The following is a 20,319-nucleotide window of genomic DNA, read 5'->3' as shown; positions in this document are numbered from 1 at the left end:
GCAGTTGCCTCCCGGCCAAGGCTCCGGACGAACCCGTTCAGGACAATTACCTAGCATTCGATTTGGACTTTTTTGAAGTTCACGCAAGAATTCGATTCGGTCTGCAAATATTCAAATTATCATACATGAAATCGAATTTTCGATATCGTTTGCTCCTATAACCATCCGGGATGGACTTACCCGGAGGCGGTTGTGCGTTTGTTGAACGATATCAGTATTGGTAAACGATTGTTTATCATTGGTGCGGGGTCTCTGATCGGCCTGCTGCTGGTCATTCTTCTGTCGATTAGCCAGCTGAATGACTCGCTCGACAAGAGCTTTAGGGCGCGTACCAAGCAGGCCGTCGACATCGCCTACAGCCAGCTCGACTTTTTCGAAGGCGAGCAACGCGCCGGCCGCATGAGCCAGGCAGAAGCACAGGCGGGCGCCAAGAAGGTGATCGCCTCGATGCGCTTCGGTGAGCACGACTATTTCTTCATCGTCGACACCAACGAGATGATGCTGATGCATCCAGTGAAGCCGGACAGGGACGGCAAGTCGACCCACGACATGAAGGATGCCTCGGGCAAGTTCCATTATCGCGAGATGGTGAAGACAGCCGTCGACGACGGCGCCGGATTCGTGGCCTATGACTATGAGGTCCCGGACACCAAGGCAGTGAAGCCGAAGATCTCCTATGTCCGTCTGTTCAAGCCCTGGGGATGGATCGTCGCCACCGGCGTGTACAACGAGGAGATCCAGGCCGCAGTCCATGAGGCGGAGATCAAGCTCGGCATGGCGGTGCTGGCGATCGTGCTGGTGATCGCCGGGGCGATCCTGGTCGTCACCCGTTCGATCACCCTGCCGCTCTCCGCGATCACCGGCCGGATGCGCAGCCTTGCGGGTGGCGACACCGCCGCCATCATCCCGGGTGCGAACCGCAAGGACGAGATCGGTGCGATGGCCGGCGCGCTCGAAATCTTCCGCCAGAATGCCGAAGCCAAGGTCCAGGCCGAGGCGGCGAAGGCCGCCGCCGATGCCGACCAGCAGGCGATCGTCGAACTGCTCTCCGAGAAGCTGCAGGCGATGTCCGACGGCGACCTGACCAGCGCGATCACCACGCCGGTGCCGCCGTCCTATGGCGCGCTGCGCGACAACTTCAACACGGCGCTCGACAATCTGCGCGAACTGATTTCGGTGCTCTCCGAAGCATCGCGCAGCATCGAGACCGGCTCCACCGAGATTTCGGCGGCCTCGGACGATCTCGCCCGTCGCACCGAATCGAACGCTGCCAGCCTGGAGCAGACCTCGGCCGCGCTCCAGCAGATGAACGACCGCCTCAAGTCGAGCGCCGACGCTGCCGACCGGACCGTCGGCTTCACCCAGGAAGCGATCGGCATCGTCGACTCCGGTCGCACCACCGCCACCGAGGCGACCGCCGCGATGGACCGCGTGTCCGAAAGCGCGCAGGGCATCGACAACGTCATCGAGGGCCTCGACAAGATCGCCTTCCAGACGCGGGTGCTCGCGATGAACGCCGCGGTCGAAGCGGGCCGGGCAGGGGAGGCGGGTCGCGGCTTCGCCGTCGTCGCCGATCTCGTCTCCGCGCTGGCGATGCGCGCCGAGGAGGAGGCCCGCCGCGCCCGCGAGCAACTCACCGCCACCCAGGCCGACATCGTCGTCGCGGTGGACTCGGTGAAGAAGGTGGATGCGGCGCTCGCCAACATCACCACCAGCGTCAGCCAGGTGCACGAGTTCATCGAAGTGGTGGCAGTGGACAACCGCGCCCAGTCCTCGGCGATCAGCGAGATCGCCGCTGCCGTTGGCGTGATGGATCATTCCACCCAGCAGAACGCGGCAATGGTCGAGCAGACCTCGGCCGCTGCGCGGAACCTCGCCGGCGAAGTCAGCGGGCTTACCCGCCAGGCTGCCCGTTTCAAGATCGACAACGGAGCGCCCACGCGTACCGCGCCGGCTGCGCGTGCAGCCCGCTCCGCACCCCGTGCGGCAGCGCCCGCACGCCCCGCTCCCGCCCCCGCCATGGCGGGCGGCTCGGACGGATGGGCCAGCTTCTGATTGCCCGCGGGCGGCCCCGCTAGGCGCCGCCCGCCTCTTTTCGACTGTCGGAATCACGGGGGGCACGGCGCCCTCCCAGGACGATCGCGATGCTCCGTTCACAGGGACAGGGGCGGCGCAGCGCGGCGTCCTGCCCAGCCTGGATGAAGGTCATGTCGCGTACCCACTTGTTCCTGCCCCTGTTCGCCACCGTAGGGCTCAGCCTCTGTCCGCAAACCGCTGCGGCGCAGGTCGAGCAGCCGCTCGAACCGACCGCGCTGCTGATCGTGACCGGCAGCCTCCAGGATCCCCCGGAGGAGAGCGTGTTCCCGCAGGAGAGCGTGCCTGCGCAGCAGAGCGTGCCCCCGCAGAAATCCACGCCCCCGGCCGAAGCGGTGACGCCGCGCGCGCCGTCCTCCCCGGCCACGTTCAACTATCCGGCGCACGCGGACGGTTTCGGCATCAAGCTTGGCGGCTACAACGCGTCGCGCTGGGCCGAAGACTGGCGCGCGATGCGCAATCCCAAGAAGCGCGACGATCCGCTCGACCGGCTGAAATATCTGCCGATCGATGGTGACGGGGGCGCCTATGTCACGCTCTCGGGCGAGCTTCGCCTGCGCGAGAATTACTTTTCGCAGCCCGGCCTCGCCGCAGGGGACCATCGCCAGGAACAACTGCTGCGGATCGTCGGCGGTGCGGACGTGCATGTCGGGCCGCTGCGCGCCTATGGCGAGCTGGCGCATGGCGGGCTTGCCGGCCACAATCTCGGCACACCGGCCGCCAAGTCGCGCAACGACCTGTTCGCCCAGCAATATTTCGTCGAGCTGAGCGGCACGATCCAGCCCGGCATGCTTGCCGGCATCCGCTATGGCCGGCAGGAGTTTTCCGATGGCGCTCCCGGCCTGGTGTCGGTGAAGGATGATAATTCGATCCACACCGAGCTCAACGGCGGCCGCGCGTGGCTGTCCTTCGCGCAGTTCCGCGCGGACCTGTTCGATTTCAAGCAGACCGTGCTGGGCCTTGGCGGCAGCGGCGACGATCGGATCGACAACGGCACCCGCTTCTCCGGCGTCACCTTCGGCGTGGTGCTGGCCAACGCGGCGAAGCGCAAGGTCTTCTTCGATCCCTTCTTCTGGCGCGAGCGCAACGACACGCTCAAATGGGGCAAGGCCACCGGCCTCGAGGTACGCCATTATTACGGCGCCCGGTTGTGGGGCAGCATCGACCGGCTGACCTTCGACTGGCTGGTGAACCACCAGAGCGGCGACTATCGCGGCCGGCCGATCGATGCCTGGTTTCTCCAGGCGGCGCAGACCTATGGCCTGAGCAACAAGGGGCTGAAGCCCAAGCCCGGCATCCATTTCGATTATGGCAGCGGGGGCGGCGCCTTCGGCACCGGCACGATCCACAACACGCGGACGATCACCGCCGGCTCGATCGCCTATAGCTACCAGTATCTGCTCAACCTGACCAACCTGTTCCAGGTCTCGCCGAACCTGACTGTCTCGCCGACCAAGGCGATCGACCTCACCGTCGAACTGCAGCACAGCTGGCGCGTCAACGGGAACGACGCCGTCTATCGCGGTGCAGGCACCGCCTATGCGGGCACCCAACTGGTCAAGGGCGCGCAGGTCGGCGACGCGGCACGGCTGCAGGCGACCTGGAAGGTCAGTCCGCGCGTCTCGGTGATCGGGCGCTACGAATATTTCGCGCCGGGCGCGGTGCTCAAGGCGACCGGCCTCAAGGGGTCGCATTTCCTGGCCGGGTGGATCAGCCTCCGCTTCTGATCCGCGGCGAAAGTTCCGAAAGTTCCGGGAACGCGACATCAGCGCGTTCCCGGATCCTTTGCTGCCGGATCGAGCCGCGCGACGGCGGCGGCATGGTCGAAGCGCTGCATCGGCGCGCCATAGCAGGCGGCGAACAGCAGCCGGCTGTCGAAGCAGCGGCGATGGCCGACCAGCTTGCCACGCCGGATCACCGGCACCAGCCGGCCTTCGCGGGCGATCCGCATGGCTTCGTCGAGCGCGACGCAGCGACCTTGCTCGACCGCGGCCTCCCAGGCGCGGACGAAGCCGGCGGCATCGGGGCGGTCGCGCAGCCGCCGCGCGCTCTGCGGCGTCATCCCCACCGCCCGTGCCGCCGCGGCGACACTGCCATGCGTGGCGAGTTCGGCGATGAAGTCGCGCTGTCGCGCCGCGCTCCAGCCATCCGCGCGCGGGGCGGTCGCGACGGGCGTAAAGGCGAACGGGTCGTCGGGTTCCTGCTCCATGCGATCGAGAATAGGCACGGATCGCTTGTGTAGGAAAGCGTTTTGTTTCCTATTTGTTCTAGCGTGTTCGACGGGGACTTCGCCTTCGCAGCGGAGTGTGGCAGGGCAGGGCATGACAATCCGCCCGCATATTCTCGTCGACGCCGATGCCTGCCCGGTCAAGGAGGAGATCTACAAGGTCGCCTGGCGGCTGGAGGTGCCGGTGACGCTGGTGAGCAACGCCCATCTGCGCGTGCCGCAACACCCGCTGATCAGCCGCGTGGTGGTGAGCGATGGCTTTGATGCCGCCGATGACTGGATTGCCGAGCATGCCGATGCGGGCAGCGTCGTGGTGACCGCGGATATCCTGCTTGCCGATCGCTGCCTGAAGGCGGGCGCGGCGGCGGTGCTTGCGCCGAATGGCAAGCCGTTCACCACCAGTTCGATCGGCAGCGCCGTGGCGGTGCGCGCGATCATGGCCGACTTGCGCGCGGGCGGCGACCGCATCGGTGGCCCGCCGCCCTTCGGCAAGCAGGATCGCTCGCGCTTCCTCTCCGCGCTGGATGCCGCGCTCGTCCAGGTGAAGCGGGTGCTGGCCAGCTGACCCACCCGCCGGCGAAGGAAAGTGAGTCAGAACATCGTTGCGAGATCGTAATAAAAATAGTGTCAGACGCACGCGCACCGGAGTTGCTGCAAGCATTCATGCAAAAGGTGCGCCGCTGTGCCGTCTGCTGGACCTGCACTATATTGGTACAGTCGCGCGCGCATTTGCCTTGACTCCGGCGGGTTGTGGGATAGTTTTACGTTAACTATCCGCATGTTGGGGTGCATGCTTGAGGAGGGGCGGTGGCATGAAACTTGGAAAAATAGCGAGCGCGGCGATTCTGTTCGCGATTGTGAGTGCTAGCCCGGCAGCTGCCGCGGACTATTACCTCTTCTTCAACTCGCCAACCGGCACGCCCAGCCTGAAGGTGAATGGCAGCACGACGATCAACGCGTTCCAGACGGGCTGGTTCGACAGCAATGGCAGCCACTTCAACGCTGTCAGCAATTACTGGACCGGTTTCAACACCTATTTCGGCGCGACGACCGAATATCGCTCCTTCTTCAGCTTTCAGCCGACCGGAACGATCGCGAGCGGCGCGCTGACGATCGGCAATGCCTTGAGCGGCGGCTATTACAACGCCACCGGCGGACCGCTCGAACTGACGCTGTACGACGTGTCGCGGTCGATTGTCTGGTTGCAGCAGTATAACGGGAAGAAAGACTATTTCGAGGATCTCGGCTCGGGCACGGTGCTCGGCAAGATTCTGATCGACGGCGCGGCGAGCAGCTACACGATCGGCCTCAACGAGGACGGCGTGCGCGCGTTCAATGCCGCCTATGCCCAGCGGATCGAATTCACCGTCGGCGCGCGGCTGACGACCGCGCCGATCCCGCCGAGCGGGGTGCCGGAGCCGGCGTCCTGGGCGATGATGCTCGGTGGCTTCGGCCTGCTCGGCGGCGCGTTGCGTGCTCGGCGCCGGACGGCTGTTACCTACGTCTGAGACGGGGAGCCCCGCGCCGTCTGGCGCGGGCCCTCAGTGCAGCTTGGCGATCGACAGACCGTCGAGTTTGGCGCGCTCCTTCACCGATTCCTCGCTGCGGGTGAGCGCCTTGGCGATGGCGCGCAGCGGCATGCCCTTCTTGGCGAGGGTGTGGAGCTTTTGCAGCTCGTCGGGGCGCCAGGGCTGGCGGTGTCGTTCGAAGCGTTCGGCCATGGCGCGGTGTAGCCGGGTTTTCGGCGGCCGTATATCCAGGCCTATCGGCGCGAGGGGCTTTCTTCCCGCAGGCGATGGGCGCATGGATGGGCGTGGGATTTGATCTGTCCTGAGGGCCGCGCCGTGAAGCTTGCAGCGAAGATAGTGTTCGTTTCGACGATGTTGGTCGCCGTTGCCGAGGCGGCGTCACCGACCACGCCCCCCAAATTGTTGCGCGTGGCGGGACGGCCCGTGCCTGTTTCCTGCCTCGAAATTCTGTCCGGGATGGACGGCGATAGCCGGAAGACCCCGATCGATCTTCGGACATGTGGCGATCCGAAGCGCAAGCCAAAGGCGCAGGCCGATGGCTCGATCGGCTATGAAATCCCCGAAGGCGGGTATTTCTATTATGCCTATGTCGGCAAGGTCGGGGGCACGGACATTCTGTCGCTGCGGAGTTCGGGCGGCGGGTCGGGGCACTTCACGGCACTGGTCGGGGTCCGGCAAGACGGGCGTCTGCTCCGGTGGGTACGAGACTATGCCGGCGGCGATCGCTGCAATGGCGGTATCTCCAACGAAAGCGTGTCGAACGGGAAGCTGACCTTCGATCAGGCGATCACGCCCTATGATCTCGTCGATCTGGCGCAGTTGAAGACCAAGCTCGCGGCCTACAAGGATCTGGAAGCGTCGGCGGCAAGCTGCATCGGTGTCGTCCACCTGAACGGTGACACTGCCCATTGGACGGGCGTGACGTTGACCGAAAAGGACTGGTCCGATCAGAAGGGCTGGACCGACAACTATCGGTACCAGGCCTGCTTCAACCAACTGTATCGGCAAACCGTCGCGACAGGACATGCCGAGTTGGACCGGCGCGGGGTGGCGGCATTCGGCGCCGCGTTCGCCAGGCGCTGTCTAGCGGCCCGCTGACACCCGCTCGCCTTCGCGCAGCGTCAGCACCTCGACGCCGGTCGCCGTCACCGCCACAGTGTGCTCGAACTGTGCGGAGAGCTTGCGGTCGTTGGTCACGACGGTCCAGCCATCGTCGAGCGTGGTGACCTTGCGGGTGCCCTGGTTGAGCATCGGCTCGATCGTGAAGGTCATGCCCTCCTGCAGCCGCATGCCGGTGCCGGGACGGCCGAAATGGAGGACCGAGGGCTCCTCGTGCATCTCGCGGCCGATGCCGTGGCCGCAATAGTCGCGCACCACCGCATAGCCGTGCTGCTTGGCGTGGCGCTCGATCGCGGCGCCGATGTCGCCGAGCGTCGCGCCGGGGCGGACCTGGGCGATGCCCTTCCACAGCGCCTCCTGCGTCACCTTCACCAGCCGCCGCGCCTGGGGGGAGACGGTGCCGACCATGTAGGTCTTGCTCGAATCGGCGATGAAGCCGTTCTTCTCCAGCGTGATGTCGAGGTTGAGGATGTCGCCGTCGCGGACGATCGTCCCGGCATCGGGGACGCCGTGGCAGACCACTTCGTTGGGCGAGCAGTTGAGCACGAAGCCATAGCCATATTGCCCCTTGCTGGCAGGGCGGGCGCCGAGATCGTCGGTGATGTAGCGATCGACCAGCGTGTCGATCTCCAGCGTCGACATGCCGGCGAGCGGCGTGCGGTCGAGCATCTCGAACACCTGCGCGAGCAGGCGTCCGGCCTCGCGCATCAGTGCCAGCTCCTGCGGAGTCTTGATCATGTCAGGCGGCTTCGCGCGCGGGGCCGACCTGCGCCTCGGCAAGCTGGCGGCGGACGATCTCGGTGAAGGGGAGGGTGGGGTTGGCCTCGGCAAGCATCCCGATCTTCATCCAGTACTCAGCCTGGGCGTTGATCGAGCGGCACATCACGGCGCTGGCGCGACGGGCCTCTTCGTGGAGGTCGTCGGCGATTTTCACGATGCCCATGGGTGCTCCGGATGGGGTGGACTACGGAGCGTATATGGTTCGTATGTTCGGGTTGGGCAAGGGCGTGGAAACTCTAGCCCCTCCTCCTTGGAGGAGGGGTTGGGGGTGGAGGGATTCCAGAACGAACGTTGGTCTCGGTGAGACACTGCCCCACCCCAACCCCTCCCCTGAAGGGGAGGGGCTAGGAAGTGTGCATCACCGCGGCAGCGCCGCCGCCTCCCGCGCCTTGGCTTCGACCTCTTCCAGCGACCCGCTGGCGATCCAGCTGCCGCCGACGCAGAGCACCGGATCGAACGCCAGCCATTCCGGCGCGCTCGCCAGGCTGATGCCGCCGGTGGGGCAGAACTTCGCTTCGTAGAAGGGCGCGGCGAGGGCCTTGAGCGCCTTGAGGCCGCCCGAGGTCTCGGCCGGGAAGAACTTGAAGTGCGACAGGCCGAGATCCATGCCGCGCATCAGGTCGCCGGCATTGGCGATGCCGGGCAGATACGGCACGCCGCTGCGGACGATCGCGTCGCCGAGGCGATCGGTAAGGCCGGGCGAGACGATGAACTCGGCATCGGCCTTCATCACCTGCTCGAACTGGGCGGTGTTGACCACGGTGCCCGCGCCGACGATCGCGCCGGGGACCTGCTTCATCTCGCGGATCGCATCGAGCGCCGCCGGGGTGCGCATCGTCACTTCGAGCACGCGCAGGCCGCCCTTCACCAGCGCCTCGGCAAGCGGACGCGCCTTGGCGGCGTCGTCGATCACCAGCACCGGGATGACCGGCGCGGTGCGCATGATGGCTTCGATCGAAGGGCGGGTGTCGCTCACTGTGCATGCTCCTGGGCGAAGGCGGCGGCTGCGCCGTACAGGCCCGGCTGGGGATGGGTGATCAGTTTGACGGGGATCGTCGCCATCAGGGAGCGGAAGCGCCCCTTGGCGACGAATCGCTCGCCGAAGCCCGATTGCAGCAGATGGTCCTTCAGGCGCAAGCCCAGACCGCCCGCGATCACCACCGCGGTCGGGCCATGGGCGAGCGCGAGGTCGCCCGCCACTGCGCCGAGGCTGAGGCAGAAGCGGTCGAGCGCGGCCACCGCCAGGCTGTCCTTGCCCTCCAGTGCCAGTGTCCAGATCGCCTTGTCGTCGAGCCGGGCGACCGGCACGCCTTCCAGATCGGCGAGCGTCTCGTAGATCGAGACGATCGCCGGACCGGCGACGATGCGCTCCTTCGAGACGCGCTGGTAGGTGCGGCGCAGGCGCTTGACCAGCGCGTCCTCGATCGCGTCGAGCGGGGCGAAATCGCTATGGCCGCCTTCGGTGGCGATGATGTCATAGCCGCCGCGATGGCGGAACACCTGCGCGACGCCGAGCCCGGTGCCCGGCCCGCAGACGGTGATTGCACCCTTTTCTGGCAGCGGCGCCTCGGGCCCGCACAGATGCAGGAACGATTCTTCCTCGAGCTGGGCGACGGCATGGCCGATCGCCTCGAAATCGTTGACGATCGTCCAGGTATCGGCGCCGAGCCGCTCGGGGATCAGCGGCGGGCGGATGATCCAGGGGTTGTTGGTCAGCTTGATCAGATCGCCGTTGATCGGCGAGGCGACGGCGATCGCCGCGGCCTTGGGCACCGGCCGGCCGAGCTGCTCGCCAAAGGCGCGCCAGGCGAGCTGGAGGCTGGGATGTTCGGCCACCTTCTGGGTGATCGGCTCGCTGAGCGAGACGACGCGGCCTTCCGCGACCTCTGCCACTGCAAAGCGCGCGTGGGTGCCCCCAATGTCGACGGCGACGACTTCCATCCGATTCAGATCCTCTCTCTTGCCCCTGTCAACGTTGCCAGTGAGCGCCCGCCCTTCTTCCCGGACGCCGCGCGGATGTAAAGGCCACGGGCGTCGTAGGGTGCGATTTACATGCGTTACAACCTTACAGGCCGGCTTCGTGCAGCATCGCCGACGCGCCCTTTTCGGCCTCGTCGCAATGATGCCGCATCATGGCGAACAATTCGCGGCCGGTGCCGATCGCGGGTGGCGGGGCGACGGCATGTTCGCGCGCGTCCCACTCGTCGGCCGGTACCAGTGCTTCGAGCGTCCCCGCCTCGGCGTCGAGCCGCAGCATGTCGCCGTCGCGGACCTTGCCGATCGGGCCGCCGCCCAGGGCTTCCGGCGAAAGGTGGATTGCCGCCGGCACCTTGCCGCTGGCGCCCGACATGCGGCCATCGGTGACCAGCGCCACCTTGAAGCCGCGGTTCTGCAGCACGCCGAGCTGCGGGGTAAGCTTGTGCAGCTCGGGCATGCCGTTGGCGCGCGGGCCCTGGAAGCGGACCACGACGATCACGTCGCGCTCCAGCTCGCCGGCCTTGAATGCCTCGAGCACTTCGAGCTGGTCCGAGAAGACGCGGGCAGGGGCCTCGATGATCCAGCGCTCGCGCTCGACCGCCGAGACCTTGATGCAGGCGCGGCCGATATTGCCCTTGAGGATGCGGAAGCCGCCCTCGGGGGAGAAGGCCGTCTCAACGGTGCGGACGATATTTTCGTCATTGCTGGTCGCGCCATGCTCGGTCCAGACCAGCGCGTCGCCCTCGATATCGGGCTTGCGGCCATAGGCGGCCATGCCGTCCTTGGCGATGGTCAGCGCGTCGCCGTGCATCAGCCCGGCGTTCAGCAGTTCCTTGATCACGAAGGTCGGGCCGCCGGCATCCTCGAACTGGTTCACATCGGCCGAGCCGTTGGGGTAGACGCGAGTGAGCAACGGCACCACGCGCGACAGGCGATCGAAGTCGTCCCAGTCGATGGTGATGCCGGCGGCGCGCGCGAAGGCGGGGACGTGGATCAGGTGGTTGGTCGAGCCGCCGGTCGCCAGCAGCACGATCGCAGCGTTCACGATCGCGCGCTCGTCGACGACATGGCCGATCGGGCGATAATCGTCGCCGTTCCAGCCGATCTCGGCAAGGCGGTGGACGGCGGCGCGAGTCAGTTCCTGGCGCAGCTTGGTCTGCGGGTTGGCAAAGGCCGCGCCGGGGATGTGGAGGCCCATCGCCTCCATCATCATCTGGTTCGAGTTCGCCGTGCCGTAGAAGGTGCAGGTACCCTTGCCGTGATAGGCGGCGATCTCGGACTCGAGCAGTTCCTCGCGGGTCGCCTTGCCCTCGGCATAGCGCTCGCGGACCGCGGCCTTCTCCTTGTTCGGCAAACCCGAGCGCATCGGGCCGCCGGGGATCAGCACCATCGGTAGATGGCCGAAGCGGAGTGCGCCCATCAGCAGGCCCGGCACGATCTTGTCGCAGATACCGAGCAGCGCGGCGCCTTCGAACACGCGGTGGCTGAGCGATACCGCCGTGGCCATCGCGATGGTATCGCGGCTGAACAGCGAGAGCTCCATGCCCTGATAGCCCTGGGTCACGCCGTCGCACATCGCCGGCACGCCGCCGGCGACCTGCGCCGTGGCACCTGCCTCCAGCGCCCAGACCTTCATCTGCTCGGGGTAGCGATAATAGGGCGCGTGGGCCGAGAGCATGTCGTTGTACGCGGTGACGATGCCGATGTTCATCCGCGCGCCGGTCTTCAGTTCCTCGCGCTGTTCCTCGGTGCCGGCATAGGCATGGGCGAGGTTGGCGCAGCCGAGCTTGGGCCGGTCATTGCCCGATTCGCGCTCGCGGCGGATCAGGTCGAGATAGGCGGTGCGGCCCGCCTTGGACCGCTCGATCACCCGGTCGGTGACGGCGGCGATTTCGGCGTGCAGATTGGCCATTTACAGGCTCCAGTGGATGTCGACGGGCAGTTCGGTTTCGGCGAGCACGCGGCCGATCGGCAGGGTCGAGCCGGCGCCTTCGGCAATGGCGCGCTCCAGCACGTCCTTCTTTTCCTGGCCGGTGATCGCGATCATCAGCGCGCGCGCAGAGACGATCGCGGCAAGCGACAGCGAGACGCGGGGGACCGGCGCCTCGGGCGGCAGCGGATCGGGCATCACCCCCAGTGCGCGGCGCTCCTTGGGGCCGGTCAGCGCCTCGGCGAGGTCGGGGCCGGGGAAGATCGAGGCGGTGTGGCCGTCGGCGCCCATGCCGAGCAGGCAGAGGTCGAGCGGCCAGTGGAAGTCCTGCAGGCGCGCATCGGCGGCGCGGCCCGCGGCCTTGTAGTCGTCGGCCTTCTCGCTGACGACGGGGATCACGCGGGCGCCGAGCGGAAGGAACACCTTGGCGAGGCCGGTGACGTTCGACAGGGCGTCGCCCATCGGCACGATGCGATCGTCGGTGGGGATGATCGTCACGCGCTTCCAGTCGAGCTTGGCCTTGCTCAGCTTGGCGTAGATCGGGCCGGGGGTGCGGCCGCCGGCGAGCGCGATGACCGCCGCGCCGCGCGCGTCGATCGCGCTTTCGATGATGAACTGCACGTCGCCGGCGAGCGCTTCGCCCATCTCGGCGGCGTCATCATAGTCCCACCATTCGATTTCGGTCGTCATGTCAGCTCCTTGGGTTTCGGTGGGACCAGGTCAGCGGCCAGGCGGCCGCGCGGGTCCGATATAGGGTGGATGTCCTGCTAATGCTCCCCTCCCGCTTGCGGGAGGGGTTGGGGGAGGGGATGGCCGGTCCGCTTGCCGAACCGTCGAAGAGGGAGCCGCCACTTCAGTCCCTCCCCCGACCCCTCCCGTAAACGGGAGGGGAGCGAAAGAAGGAGAGGCGTCCGCCCGGATCATTCGTGCCAGTGCACCCCGTCGCGCTCGGTGAGCGCGATCGAGAGCGAGGGGCCCCAGCTGCCCGAGGCATAGGGCTTGGGCTTGAGGTCGTTGGCGTCCCAGCCGGCGCGGATTGCGTCGATCCATTCCCACTGCGCTTCCACCTCGTCGCGGCGGACGAACAGCGTGGGGTCGCCCTCGATCAGGTCGAGCAGCAGGCGCTCATAGGCGATGCGGCGGGTGGTGCCGGCGAATTCGGTGTCGAGGCTGAGGTTGAGCGGCACCTCCCGAAGCCGGTAGCCCTCGCGGTCGAGCCCGGGCTGCTTGGCCATGACTAGCAGCTGCACATATTCCTCGGGCTGGAGGCGGATGACCAGCGCGTTGGGCTGGAGCATGCCGCCGCGCTCGGCGAAGATCGAGTGCGGCACCGGCTTGAACTGGATGACGATTTCCGAGCGACGCTCGGCGAGGCGCTTGCCGGTGCGGAGATAGAAGGGAACGCCCTGCCAGCGCCAGTTATCGACATGCGCCTTGATCGCGACGAACGTCTCGGTGCGCGAGTCCTTGCCGAGATCGGTGGCATAGTCGCGCACGATCTGCCCCTTCACCGCGCCGCCGCCATATTGGCCGACCACGGTGAGGTTGGGCGCATCCGCCGCCGCGATCTTGCGCAGCGAGCGCAGGACCTTGACCTTCTCGTCGCGGATCGAGGTGCCGTCGAAGCGGGCAGGGGGCTCCATCGCGATCAGCGCGACGAGCTGGAGCATGTGGTTCTGCACCATGTCGCGCAGCGCGCCGGTATCCTCATAGAAGCCGGCGCGGCCTTCGAGGCCGACCGTTTCCGAGACGGTGATCTGCACGCTGTCGATGCCGCGGGCGTTCCACACCGGCTCGAACAGCGAGTTGCCGAAGCGCAGCGCCAGGATGTTCTGCACCGTCTCCTTGCCGAGATAGTGGTCGATCCGGAAGGTGCGCTCCTCGGGGAAGGCCTCGGCGACGATATCGTTGATCTCGCGGCTGGAGGCGAGGTCGCGGCCGAGCGGCTTTTCCAGGCTGATGCGGACATTGTCGCCGGCGAGCCCGGCCGATTCGAGGCCCTTGATCGTCGGGCCGAACAGCCAGGGCGCGGTCGACAGGAAGATGGCGAGGCCGCCCGAGATGTCGCCGAGCTTTTCCTTCAGCGCGCCATAGCCTTCGATCTGCGAGGCATCGAGCGTCTGGTAATGGAGGCGCTGGAGGAAGCCTTCGACAGCGCTGTCGTCCTTGCGGCCGGCCGGCAGGAACTGGTCCAGCGCCTTGGCGGCGAAGGCGCGGTAATCGGCATCGTCATGCTCGGAGCGTGCGGTGCCGGTGATGGTGAGGCCTTGGGGGAGCAGGCCATCGGCATGGAGCGCGTAGAGCGACGGGAGCAGCATCCGCTGCGCGAGATCGCCGGTGGCACCGAACAGAAGCAATTTGCCGACGGGCTGCTGCATCATTTCCCTCGTAACTGGTTCGCCCCGCGAGACACCAATGCGGCCGAAAGATCAAGCCGGAGGGGAGGAATAGGGTTGCGAAGGCGGCGAATTTTGAAGGATTGTTCCTTCCGCCTTCTTGTCCCCCTCCCGCTTGCGGGAGGGGTTAGGGGAGGGTGAGAGAGGGGAGCGGGGGACGTCGCTTCAGAAAGAACCTCCACGTCACCCCCTCCCCCATCCCCTCCCGCAGGCGGGAGGGGGGCTAAGAAGAAGGGGAGGAACTAAAATTAAAGCACCAGCCCCGCGGTCGGATCGAGCCCGGCCATGATATTGAGGTTCTGCACCGCGGCACCCGCGGCGCCCTTGCCGAGATTGTCGAGCGTCGCGATCAGGCGCGCCTGACGGGTCTCGTCATTGCCGAACACGCGGACCGAGAGGCGGTCGGTGCCGGCATTTTCCTCGATGGTCACCGTCGGCACGTCGGCGGGGAGGACCTGCACCACCGGCGAGTCGCGATAGGCGTCGCGCAGGACGTTCTCCAGCGCCTCGACCGAGGGCTTGCGGGTGAACGCGAACAGCGGCAGCGGCACTTCGACGACCATGCCGCGATAGGTGCGCGCGACCGACGGCAGGAAGATCGGCGGATGCTCGATCCGCGCGTGCTTCTGCATCTCCGGCACATGCTTGTGCGCAAGGGAGAGGCCGTAGGGGCGGAAGGCGGTCTCGGTGCGATCCGGTCCGCTGCCTTCGAACTCGGCGATCATCGCACGGCCGCCGCCCGAATAGCCGGAAACGGCATTCACGCTCAGCGGGAAATCATGCGGGATCAGCCCGGCGCGAATCAGCGGACGCACCAGCGCGAGGAAGCCGGTGGGATAGCAGCCGGGATTGCTGACCCGCGCCGCCTCGGCGATCGCCGCGGCCTGGCCCGGCTCCAGTTCGGCGAATCCATAGGTCCAGTCGGCCGCGGTGCGATAGGCGGTCGACGCGTCGATCACCCGCGTCGTGTCGTTGCGGATCATCGCCACGGCTTCGCGTGCAGCGTCGTCCGGCAGGCAGAGGATGACGAAATCGGCCGCGTTGAGCGCGTCCTCGCGCTTCTTCGGATCCTTGCGGTCCTGGTCGTCGAGGACCATCACCTCGATCTCGGCGCGACCGGCGAGGCGCTCGCGAATCTCGAGCCCCGTGGTGCCCGCGGCACCGTCGATGAAAACCCGTGCGATCATTCGGTCTCCCCCAAGGCCGAAGCGTCGACATAGCCTACCAGACCCGGGCCCGGCGCGACACCCCAGGCGTGCGTGCCCGCGATTTCGAGAACTTCGAAGACGTCGCCCTTGTGCAGGGTGGTGAGCGCCGGCTCGGCGCCCTTGGACGAGATGCGCAGCGCCGTCTCGAAATGGATCACGCGCGGCATCGGCGCGGCATAGTGCGGCGCGAACACGCGATCGGCGAGGCGGATGTCGGCAAGGTCTGGGCGGACCGCGTCGACCCGGGAATCGATGGCGGCCGAACGGCCGTCGAGCGCCAGACGCTTACGCGTCGGCGCGCTCTGGGACTGGCTCGCTGAGGTGATTGCCAGCGAGGAAATGCCCGAACTCTGCAAGAAACTCTGCCCCTTCCGCGGTGCGCGCTACGAAGATGTTGCGCTTGTCGGTGTCGTCGCGCTGGCGGCGCAGATAGCCGAGCGTGCCCAGGCGATTCAAGGCACGCGTGACCACCGGCTTCGAGACGTTGAGCGCCCGCGCCAGACCGCGCACCGTATGGGGCCCGGGGTCGAGATACACAAGCATCAGCAGCGCCATCTGCCGATTGGTGAGGTCAGGTTCCCCCGAGCGCACATAATCGATCAGCGTATTTTTCCATCCCCACAGGGTCTGTTCGGACATAGCGTTCACGGCATCACTCGTTCGTTTCAGGCCCGGCACGGCATCGAACCGCTGAAACAAACGCGCATTTTGCAACTAGGTTTCAGTGCGCGGGCGAAATGTTGTGCGAAAAGTGCGATGAAAATGCTGCGCGGCCATGGGGTTGCATCCCACCGCAGGAATCCGGGGCGGATCAGGCGGTTGATTGCGCCGGGTTGCTCGCCTATGTCGCGCCCTTCGCTAACGGGCACCGGATTTCATGTTCACCTTCCTCCTCGTCGTTCAGTTCATCATCGCTGCCCTGCTGGTGGGGGTGATCCTCGTTCAGAAGTCGGAGGGTGGCGGTCTCACCTCGGGCGGCAGCCCGGCCGGTCTCATGTCGGCGCGCGGCGCGGCCGATTTCCTGACGCGCCTGACCGCGATCCTGGCGACCGCGTTCATCCTGATGAGCATCGTGCTCGCCTTCCTGGCGGCCACCCGGCACTCGACCAAGATCGACGCCGGCCTGCAGAAGGCGCCCGCCGCGGTCGCCCCGGTGACGATCCCGAGCGCGCCGGCGCCGACCGGCAACGACACGGCACCGACCGGCAACAGCGCGGTTCCGTTCAGCCAGTAAGCTTCCGTAGTTCGCCGCGCTTGCGGCGGATTAACCGTAAAATTTGCGCAACCGGCGGATTCTTACGCTTGCCGGTCTGCGCCCTTTGACGTTAGGCGTTTTCTCCCATGGCGCGGTACATCTTCATCACCGGCGGCGTGGTCTCCTCGCTCGGCAAGGGTCTCATGGCAGCGAGCCTCGCGGCGCTGCTCCAGGCCCGTGGCTATCGAGTCCGCATCCGCAAGTTCGATCCCTATCTCAACGTCGATCCCGGCACGATGTCGCCGCACCAGCATGGTGAGGTGTACGTCACCGACGATGGTGCGGAGACCGATCTCGACCTCGGGCATTACGAGCGCTTCACCGGCGTCACCGCGCGCCAGGCGGACAACGTCACCTCGGGCCGGATCTACAAGACGATCATCGAGCGCGAGCGCCGCGGCGACTATCTGGGCGCCACCGTGCAGGTGGTCCCGCACGTCACCGACGCAATCAAGGCGTTCGCCCAGGCGGAAACCGAAGACCTCGACTTCGTGCTGTGCGAGATCGGCGGCACGGTGGGCGACATCGAGTCGCTGCCGTTCATCGAGGCGATTCGCCAACTCCGCAACGATCTCGGCCGCGGCCAGACCGTCAGCATCCACGTCACCCTGGTGCCGTATATTGCCGCCGCGGGCGAACTGAAGACCAAGCCGACCCAGCACAGCGTGCGCGAGCTGGCGGCATTGGGCGTGCAGCCGGACGTGCTGGTATGCCGCGCCGAACGTCCGCTGCCGGCCGGCGAGCGGGCCAAGATCGCGCAGTTCTGCAACGTGCCGACCTCGGCGGTGATTCCCGCGCTCGACGCCAAGAGCATCTACGCGGTGCCGCTGCAGTATCATGGCGAAGGCCTGGACGGCGAAGTGCTCAAGGCCTTCGGCATCGAGCCGGGCCCGTCGCCCGACCTCAGCCGCTGGAGCGGCATCGTCGAGCGGCTCGACAATCCCGAGGGCGAAGTCACGATCGGCGTGGTCGGCAAATATATGGGCGTGCCGGACGCCTATAAGTCGCTCACCGAGGCGCTGGTCCATGGCGGCATCGCCAACAAGGTGAAGGTCAATATCCGCTGGCTCGATGCCGAATTGTTCGAGCAGGAAGAGGCCGAAGTCGCCGCGATGCTCGAGCCGATGCACGGCATCCTCGTCCCCGGCGGTTTCGGCGAGCGCGGCAGCGAGGGCAAGATCGCCGGCGTGCGTTTCGCCCGCGAGCGCAACGTGCCGTTCTTCGGCATCTGCCTCGGCATGCAGATGGCGTGCATCGAGGGCGTCCGCGCCCAGGGCATCGCCAATGCCTCGACCACCGAGTTCGGCCCGACCGAGGAGCCGGTGGTGGGCATGATCACCGAATGGATGACCGCCGACGGCCTGCAGAAGCGCGAGGAAGGCGGCGATCTGGGCGGGACGATGCGGCTCGGCGCCTATCCGGCAAAGCTCGGTGGCAACAGCGTCGTCGCCTCGATCTACGGCAGCGATTCGATCAGCGAGCGCCATCGCCACCGTTATGAGGTGAACACCGCCTACAAGCCGGTGCTGGAGCAGGGCGGTCTCGTCTTCTCGGGCATGTCGCCCGACGGCACGCTGCCCGAGATCGTCGAGCGGCCGGACCATCCCTGGTTCGTCGGCGTGCAGTTCCACCCCGAGCTCAAGTCCAAGCCGTTCGATCCGCACCCGCTGTTCGCGGGCTTTATCGAGGCCGCCGTCAAGCACTCGCGGCTCGTCTAAGGGCGTGCTGCGACGGGCCTTCGTCGCCGGGCTGGCGCTGCTGGCGGTGTCCGCAGCGCCGGCGCCGCAGCAGGCTCGGCCCGTGCCCGGCCAGGTCCGGGTACGGCTGGTGACGAGCATGGGTGCGATCACGCTGGCGCTCGATGCGAGGCGTGCGCCCAAGACCGTCGCCAACTTCCTCGCCTATGTCGATGACGGGCGGTTGGAGGGCACGACCTTCTACCGCACCGCGCGGCGCAAGACCGAGCCGAGCAAGGGCTTCATCCAGGGCGGGGTCGGCACCGATGCGCGCCGGATGCTCGACCCGCTGCCGCTGGAGCCGACCAGCAAGACGGGCTTGAAGCACCTGAACGGCACCATCTCGATGGCGCATGGGCCCAACCCCAATTCGGCCAACGGCAATTTCTCGATCATGGTCGGCGACAATCCGGGGCTCGACGCGCGCGGGTCCAATCCCGGTTTCGCGGCGTTCGGCCAGGTGATCGGCGGGATGGACGTGGTCCAGCGCATCCTCGCGCTGCCCAGCGGCGGCGGGCGCGACGTGATGAAGGGGCAGATGATCCTCAAGCCGGTGACGATCGTCCGCGCCGAGCGGCTGGACGGGGTGGCCAGGCCGACGGGGCGGGTAAAGCCGTGGCTGCTGGGGCTGAAGCCGGCGGGGTGAGGGCGGCGAGGCGGGGCGTCCTGCGCTGCATGGACGTCGCTCGCCACTGATATGTTGAGTTCTTTGCCCCTCCCTTAGAACGGTCGAAAACTGGGACTTAACTGTCGTTCGCAACGGGTCCGCCGAACGGCAGGCTCAGCCAAAAGCTGCCGTTCGAAAGTGTCCCGCAAACGATGGTGAAACGGGAAAGCGCCCCTTCGCTTAGCATACCGTCACTTGCCGAAATCGATCATCATGTCATCAAGAGGCATCTGGTTCGTGCGCGGGCTGCGGACACCCGTCTTGGGATCGATGACGCTGTAATGATCGATGACATAAGGTAGCCCTTCGCCCTCCATCGTCCCGATCGTATCGGCGACCTCCAGATGGACGTGCGGTTCGCGCGCGTCGCCAGACGAACCGATCGCGCCGATCACCTGCCCCTTGCGCACATGGTCGCCGACGCGGACCCGAAGACTGCCAGGCTTCATGTGGTAATAACGGGCATATTGGCCGCCGCCCAGATCGAGCACGACCATATTGCCGCCGATATTGTCCATCGTCACCGGCTGGGCGGGGTGGAAGTCGACGCCATGGCCGGCGGGGTTGTCGGGATGACCATCCTCGACGCGGACGACCTTGGCGTCCCCGATGGCGAGCAGCGGTTGGCCGTAAGCGAAATAGGACGCCGGGGCCTTGGTGTCGCCGCGATAGGACTTCCCGTCCTTCATGATCTTCCAGTCGATCGCGAGGCGTCGCGAGTCCGTCAATGCGCCGTTGTTGATCCAGAGCCCGCGCCGATGATGATTGTCGGGATCATTGCTCGGGGCGTCCGCCGCGATCCAGTCGCTTCCGGTGACCGGGCGACCGAGGACCTTGAGCGCGCGATGTACAGGGATGGCCGCCATCGTCACGATGTCGTCCCCAATCGCCAGACGATGAACAAGGTGCCCGGGCAGCGGCGCTCCCATGGGAATCCTGACTTCCAGGAACACCACCTGCGTCCCGCCCGCTGGGATCGGTGCCGGCGTCGCGGCATCGTTGCTGCCGATCGTCCTCGTCAGCGACGGCAGCGCACTGGCAGGGAAACTGGCGAGCGGCAGCAGCGCGGGCCGGTCGCCGTCGATCACGTCGATCTGGCGCAACTGGATCGGCGCGTCGGAGAAATTGGTCAGCAGCAGCTCATAGAACAGGTGCTGGCTGCCCTCGGACGGGAAGGGCGTTGGCGCGTAGAGTACCCGGGCGTTGACCGCGAGCGGCCATGGGGAACTGCGTGCGGGGGTTGGTGCCTGCGCATTCCCCGATGAAGCATTGATCGCCATAGCCGCGATCAAACAAACAAGCCAAGAAGAGCGCAAACATGCCTCCTATAGGTGTACTATATTAATAATACACAGGTGCAGTTCTAACGTCAATCAGGTATGACATGGCTTTCCCGTTTGG

General features: G+C 66.4%; 21 protein-coding genes. 8 read left to right on the top strand and 13 right to left on the bottom strand.

The window, feature by feature from the left end:
• The first annotated feature begins 228 nt into the window (after positions 1-228).
• Together SAZ01S_RS12700 and SAZ01S_RS12695 are read left to right on the top strand one after the other, a co-directional pair.
• Entirely contained in the window at positions 229-2,055 is a 1,827-nt protein-coding gene (locus SAZ01S_RS12700) for a methyl-accepting chemotaxis protein (RefSeq protein ID WP_245824818.1), read from the top strand.
• A gap of 152 nt (positions 2,056-2,207) precedes the next feature.
• Complete coding sequence (locus tag SAZ01S_RS12695) at positions 2,208-3,821, top strand: alginate export family protein (RefSeq protein WP_245824817.1); 1,614 nt, start codon at positions 2,208-2,210, stop codon at positions 3,819-3,821.
• A gap of 38 nt (positions 3,822-3,859) precedes the next feature.
• Here SAZ01S_RS12695 and SAZ01S_RS12690 read toward each other — a convergent pair whose 3' ends face one another.
• Positions 3,860-4,321: a hypothetical protein gene (locus SAZ01S_RS12690; protein WP_218018075.1), complete on the bottom strand. Its 462-nt coding sequence runs from the start codon at positions 4,319-4,321 to the stop codon at positions 3,860-3,862.
• 94 nt (positions 4,322-4,415) lie between these two features.
• Between SAZ01S_RS12690 and SAZ01S_RS12685 the strand changes: the two genes are divergently transcribed.
• Positions 4,416-4,886, top strand: a complete 471-nt coding sequence (locus tag SAZ01S_RS12685; protein ID WP_084582639.1) for a YaiI/YqxD family protein — start codon at positions 4,416-4,418, stop codon at positions 4,884-4,886.
• Positions 4,887-5,133: 247 nt separating this feature from the next.
• Entirely contained in the window at positions 5,134-5,829 is a 696-nt protein-coding gene (locus SAZ01S_RS12680; RefSeq protein WP_084582638.1) for a PEPxxWA-CTERM sorting domain-containing protein, read from the top strand.
• Positions 5,830-5,862: 33 nt separating this feature from the next.
• On the opposite strand, the gene SAZ01S_RS12675 is transcribed toward SAZ01S_RS12680, so the two are convergent.
• On the bottom strand, positions 5,863-6,042 hold the full coding sequence (locus SAZ01S_RS12675; RefSeq protein WP_010543827.1) for a hypothetical protein: 180 nt from the start codon (positions 6,040-6,042) through the stop codon (positions 5,863-5,865).
• A 231-nt stretch (positions 6,043-6,273) separates the two neighbouring features.
• Here SAZ01S_RS12675 and SAZ01S_RS12670 point away from each other — a divergent pair, with 231 nt between their 5' ends.
• Positions 6,274-6,948 (top strand): hypothetical protein, encoded by a 675-nt coding sequence (locus SAZ01S_RS12670; RefSeq protein ID WP_218018074.1) that lies wholly within the window; start codon positions 6,274-6,276, stop codon positions 6,946-6,948.
• Here the strand turns inward: SAZ01S_RS12670 and map are convergent.
• From map to SAZ01S_RS12620, 10 genes are all read right to left on the bottom strand, one after another.
• The gene (gene map, locus SAZ01S_RS12665; protein WP_084582636.1) at positions 6,934-7,707 is read right to left on the bottom strand and encodes a type I methionyl aminopeptidase; all 774 of its coding nucleotides are present in this window, start codon (positions 7,705-7,707) and stop codon (positions 6,934-6,936) included. The two genes, SAZ01S_RS12670 and map, sit on opposite strands and share 15 nt — an antisense overlap.
• A gap of 1 nt (position 7,708) precedes the next feature.
• On the bottom strand, positions 7,709-7,912 hold the full coding sequence (locus SAZ01S_RS12660) for a ParD-like family protein (RefSeq protein ID WP_084582635.1): 204 nt from the start codon (positions 7,910-7,912) through the stop codon (positions 7,709-7,711).
• 195 nt (positions 7,913-8,107) lie between these two features.
• Positions 8,108-8,692, bottom strand: a complete 585-nt coding sequence (gene eda, locus SAZ01S_RS12655) for a bifunctional 4-hydroxy-2-oxoglutarate aldolase/2-dehydro-3-deoxy-phosphogluconate aldolase (protein WP_084582702.1) — start codon at positions 8,690-8,692, stop codon at positions 8,108-8,110.
• A 29-nt stretch (positions 8,693-8,721) separates the two neighbouring features.
• The gene (glk, locus tag SAZ01S_RS12650) at positions 8,722-9,690 is read right to left on the bottom strand and encodes a glucokinase (RefSeq protein ID WP_084582634.1); all 969 of its coding nucleotides are present in this window, start codon (positions 9,688-9,690) and stop codon (positions 8,722-8,724) included.
• A gap of 124 nt (positions 9,691-9,814) precedes the next feature.
• A complete protein-coding gene (gene edd / locus SAZ01S_RS12645; RefSeq protein WP_084582633.1) occupies positions 9,815-11,638 on the bottom strand; it encodes a phosphogluconate dehydratase in 1,824 nt (607 codons plus the stop codon).
• A complete protein-coding gene (pgl, locus tag SAZ01S_RS12640; RefSeq protein ID WP_084582632.1) occupies positions 11,639-12,346 on the bottom strand; it encodes a 6-phosphogluconolactonase in 708 nt (235 codons plus the stop codon).
• A gap of 230 nt (positions 12,347-12,576) precedes the next feature.
• Complete coding sequence (gene zwf / locus SAZ01S_RS12635) at positions 12,577-14,037, bottom strand: glucose-6-phosphate dehydrogenase (RefSeq protein WP_084582631.1); 1,461 nt, start codon at positions 14,035-14,037, stop codon at positions 12,577-12,579.
• 263 nt (positions 14,038-14,300) lie between these two features.
• Positions 14,301-15,239, bottom strand: coding sequence for an N-acetyl-gamma-glutamyl-phosphate reductase (argC, locus tag SAZ01S_RS12630; RefSeq protein ID WP_084582630.1), 939 nt, complete (start codon positions 15,237-15,239; stop codon positions 14,301-14,303).
• Entirely contained in the window at positions 15,236-15,616 is a 381-nt protein-coding gene (locus tag SAZ01S_RS12625; RefSeq protein ID WP_369688877.1) for an SH3 domain-containing protein, read from the bottom strand. Before SAZ01S_RS12625 ends, argC begins: the two co-directional genes overlap by 4 nt.
• Entirely contained in the window at positions 15,546-15,899 is a 354-nt protein-coding gene (locus tag SAZ01S_RS12620) for a MarR family transcriptional regulator (protein ID WP_084582629.1), read from the bottom strand. Before SAZ01S_RS12620 ends, SAZ01S_RS12625 begins: the two co-directional genes overlap by 71 nt.
• A 238-nt stretch (positions 15,900-16,137) precedes the next feature.
• Here SAZ01S_RS12620 and secG point away from each other — a divergent pair, with 238 nt between their 5' ends.
• The 3 genes from secG (at position 16,138) to SAZ01S_RS12605 (ending at position 18,897) form a co-directional block, all read left to right on the top strand.
• A complete protein-coding gene (secG, locus tag SAZ01S_RS12615; protein WP_084582628.1) occupies positions 16,138-16,494 on the top strand; it encodes a preprotein translocase subunit SecG in 357 nt (118 codons plus the stop codon).
• A gap of 107 nt (positions 16,495-16,601) precedes the next feature.
• Positions 16,602-18,233, top strand: a complete 1,632-nt coding sequence (gene pyrG / locus SAZ01S_RS12610) for a CTP synthase (RefSeq protein WP_084582627.1) — start codon at positions 16,602-16,604, stop codon at positions 18,231-18,233.
• A gap of 4 nt (positions 18,234-18,237) precedes the next feature.
• On the top strand, positions 18,238-18,897 hold the full coding sequence (locus SAZ01S_RS12605; protein ID WP_084582626.1) for a peptidylprolyl isomerase: 660 nt from the start codon (positions 18,238-18,240) through the stop codon (positions 18,895-18,897).
• A 212-nt stretch (positions 18,898-19,109) separates the two neighbouring features.
• Here the strand turns inward: SAZ01S_RS12605 and SAZ01S_RS12600 are convergent, their stop codons facing one another.
• Positions 19,110-20,198, bottom strand: coding sequence for a M23 family metallopeptidase (locus tag SAZ01S_RS12600; RefSeq protein WP_084582625.1), 1,089 nt, complete (start codon positions 20,196-20,198; stop codon positions 19,110-19,112).
• Between the last annotated feature and the right edge of the window lie 121 nt (positions 20,199-20,319).

The organism is Sphingomonas azotifigens NBRC 15497 (genome assembly GCF_002091475.1).
Lineage (GTDB): Bacteria > Pseudomonadota > Alphaproteobacteria > Sphingomonadales > Sphingomonadaceae > Sphingomonas > Sphingomonas azotifigens.
Note: the sequence above shows the minus strand (reverse complement) of the source record. Positions and strands in the feature narration are given on the sequence as shown.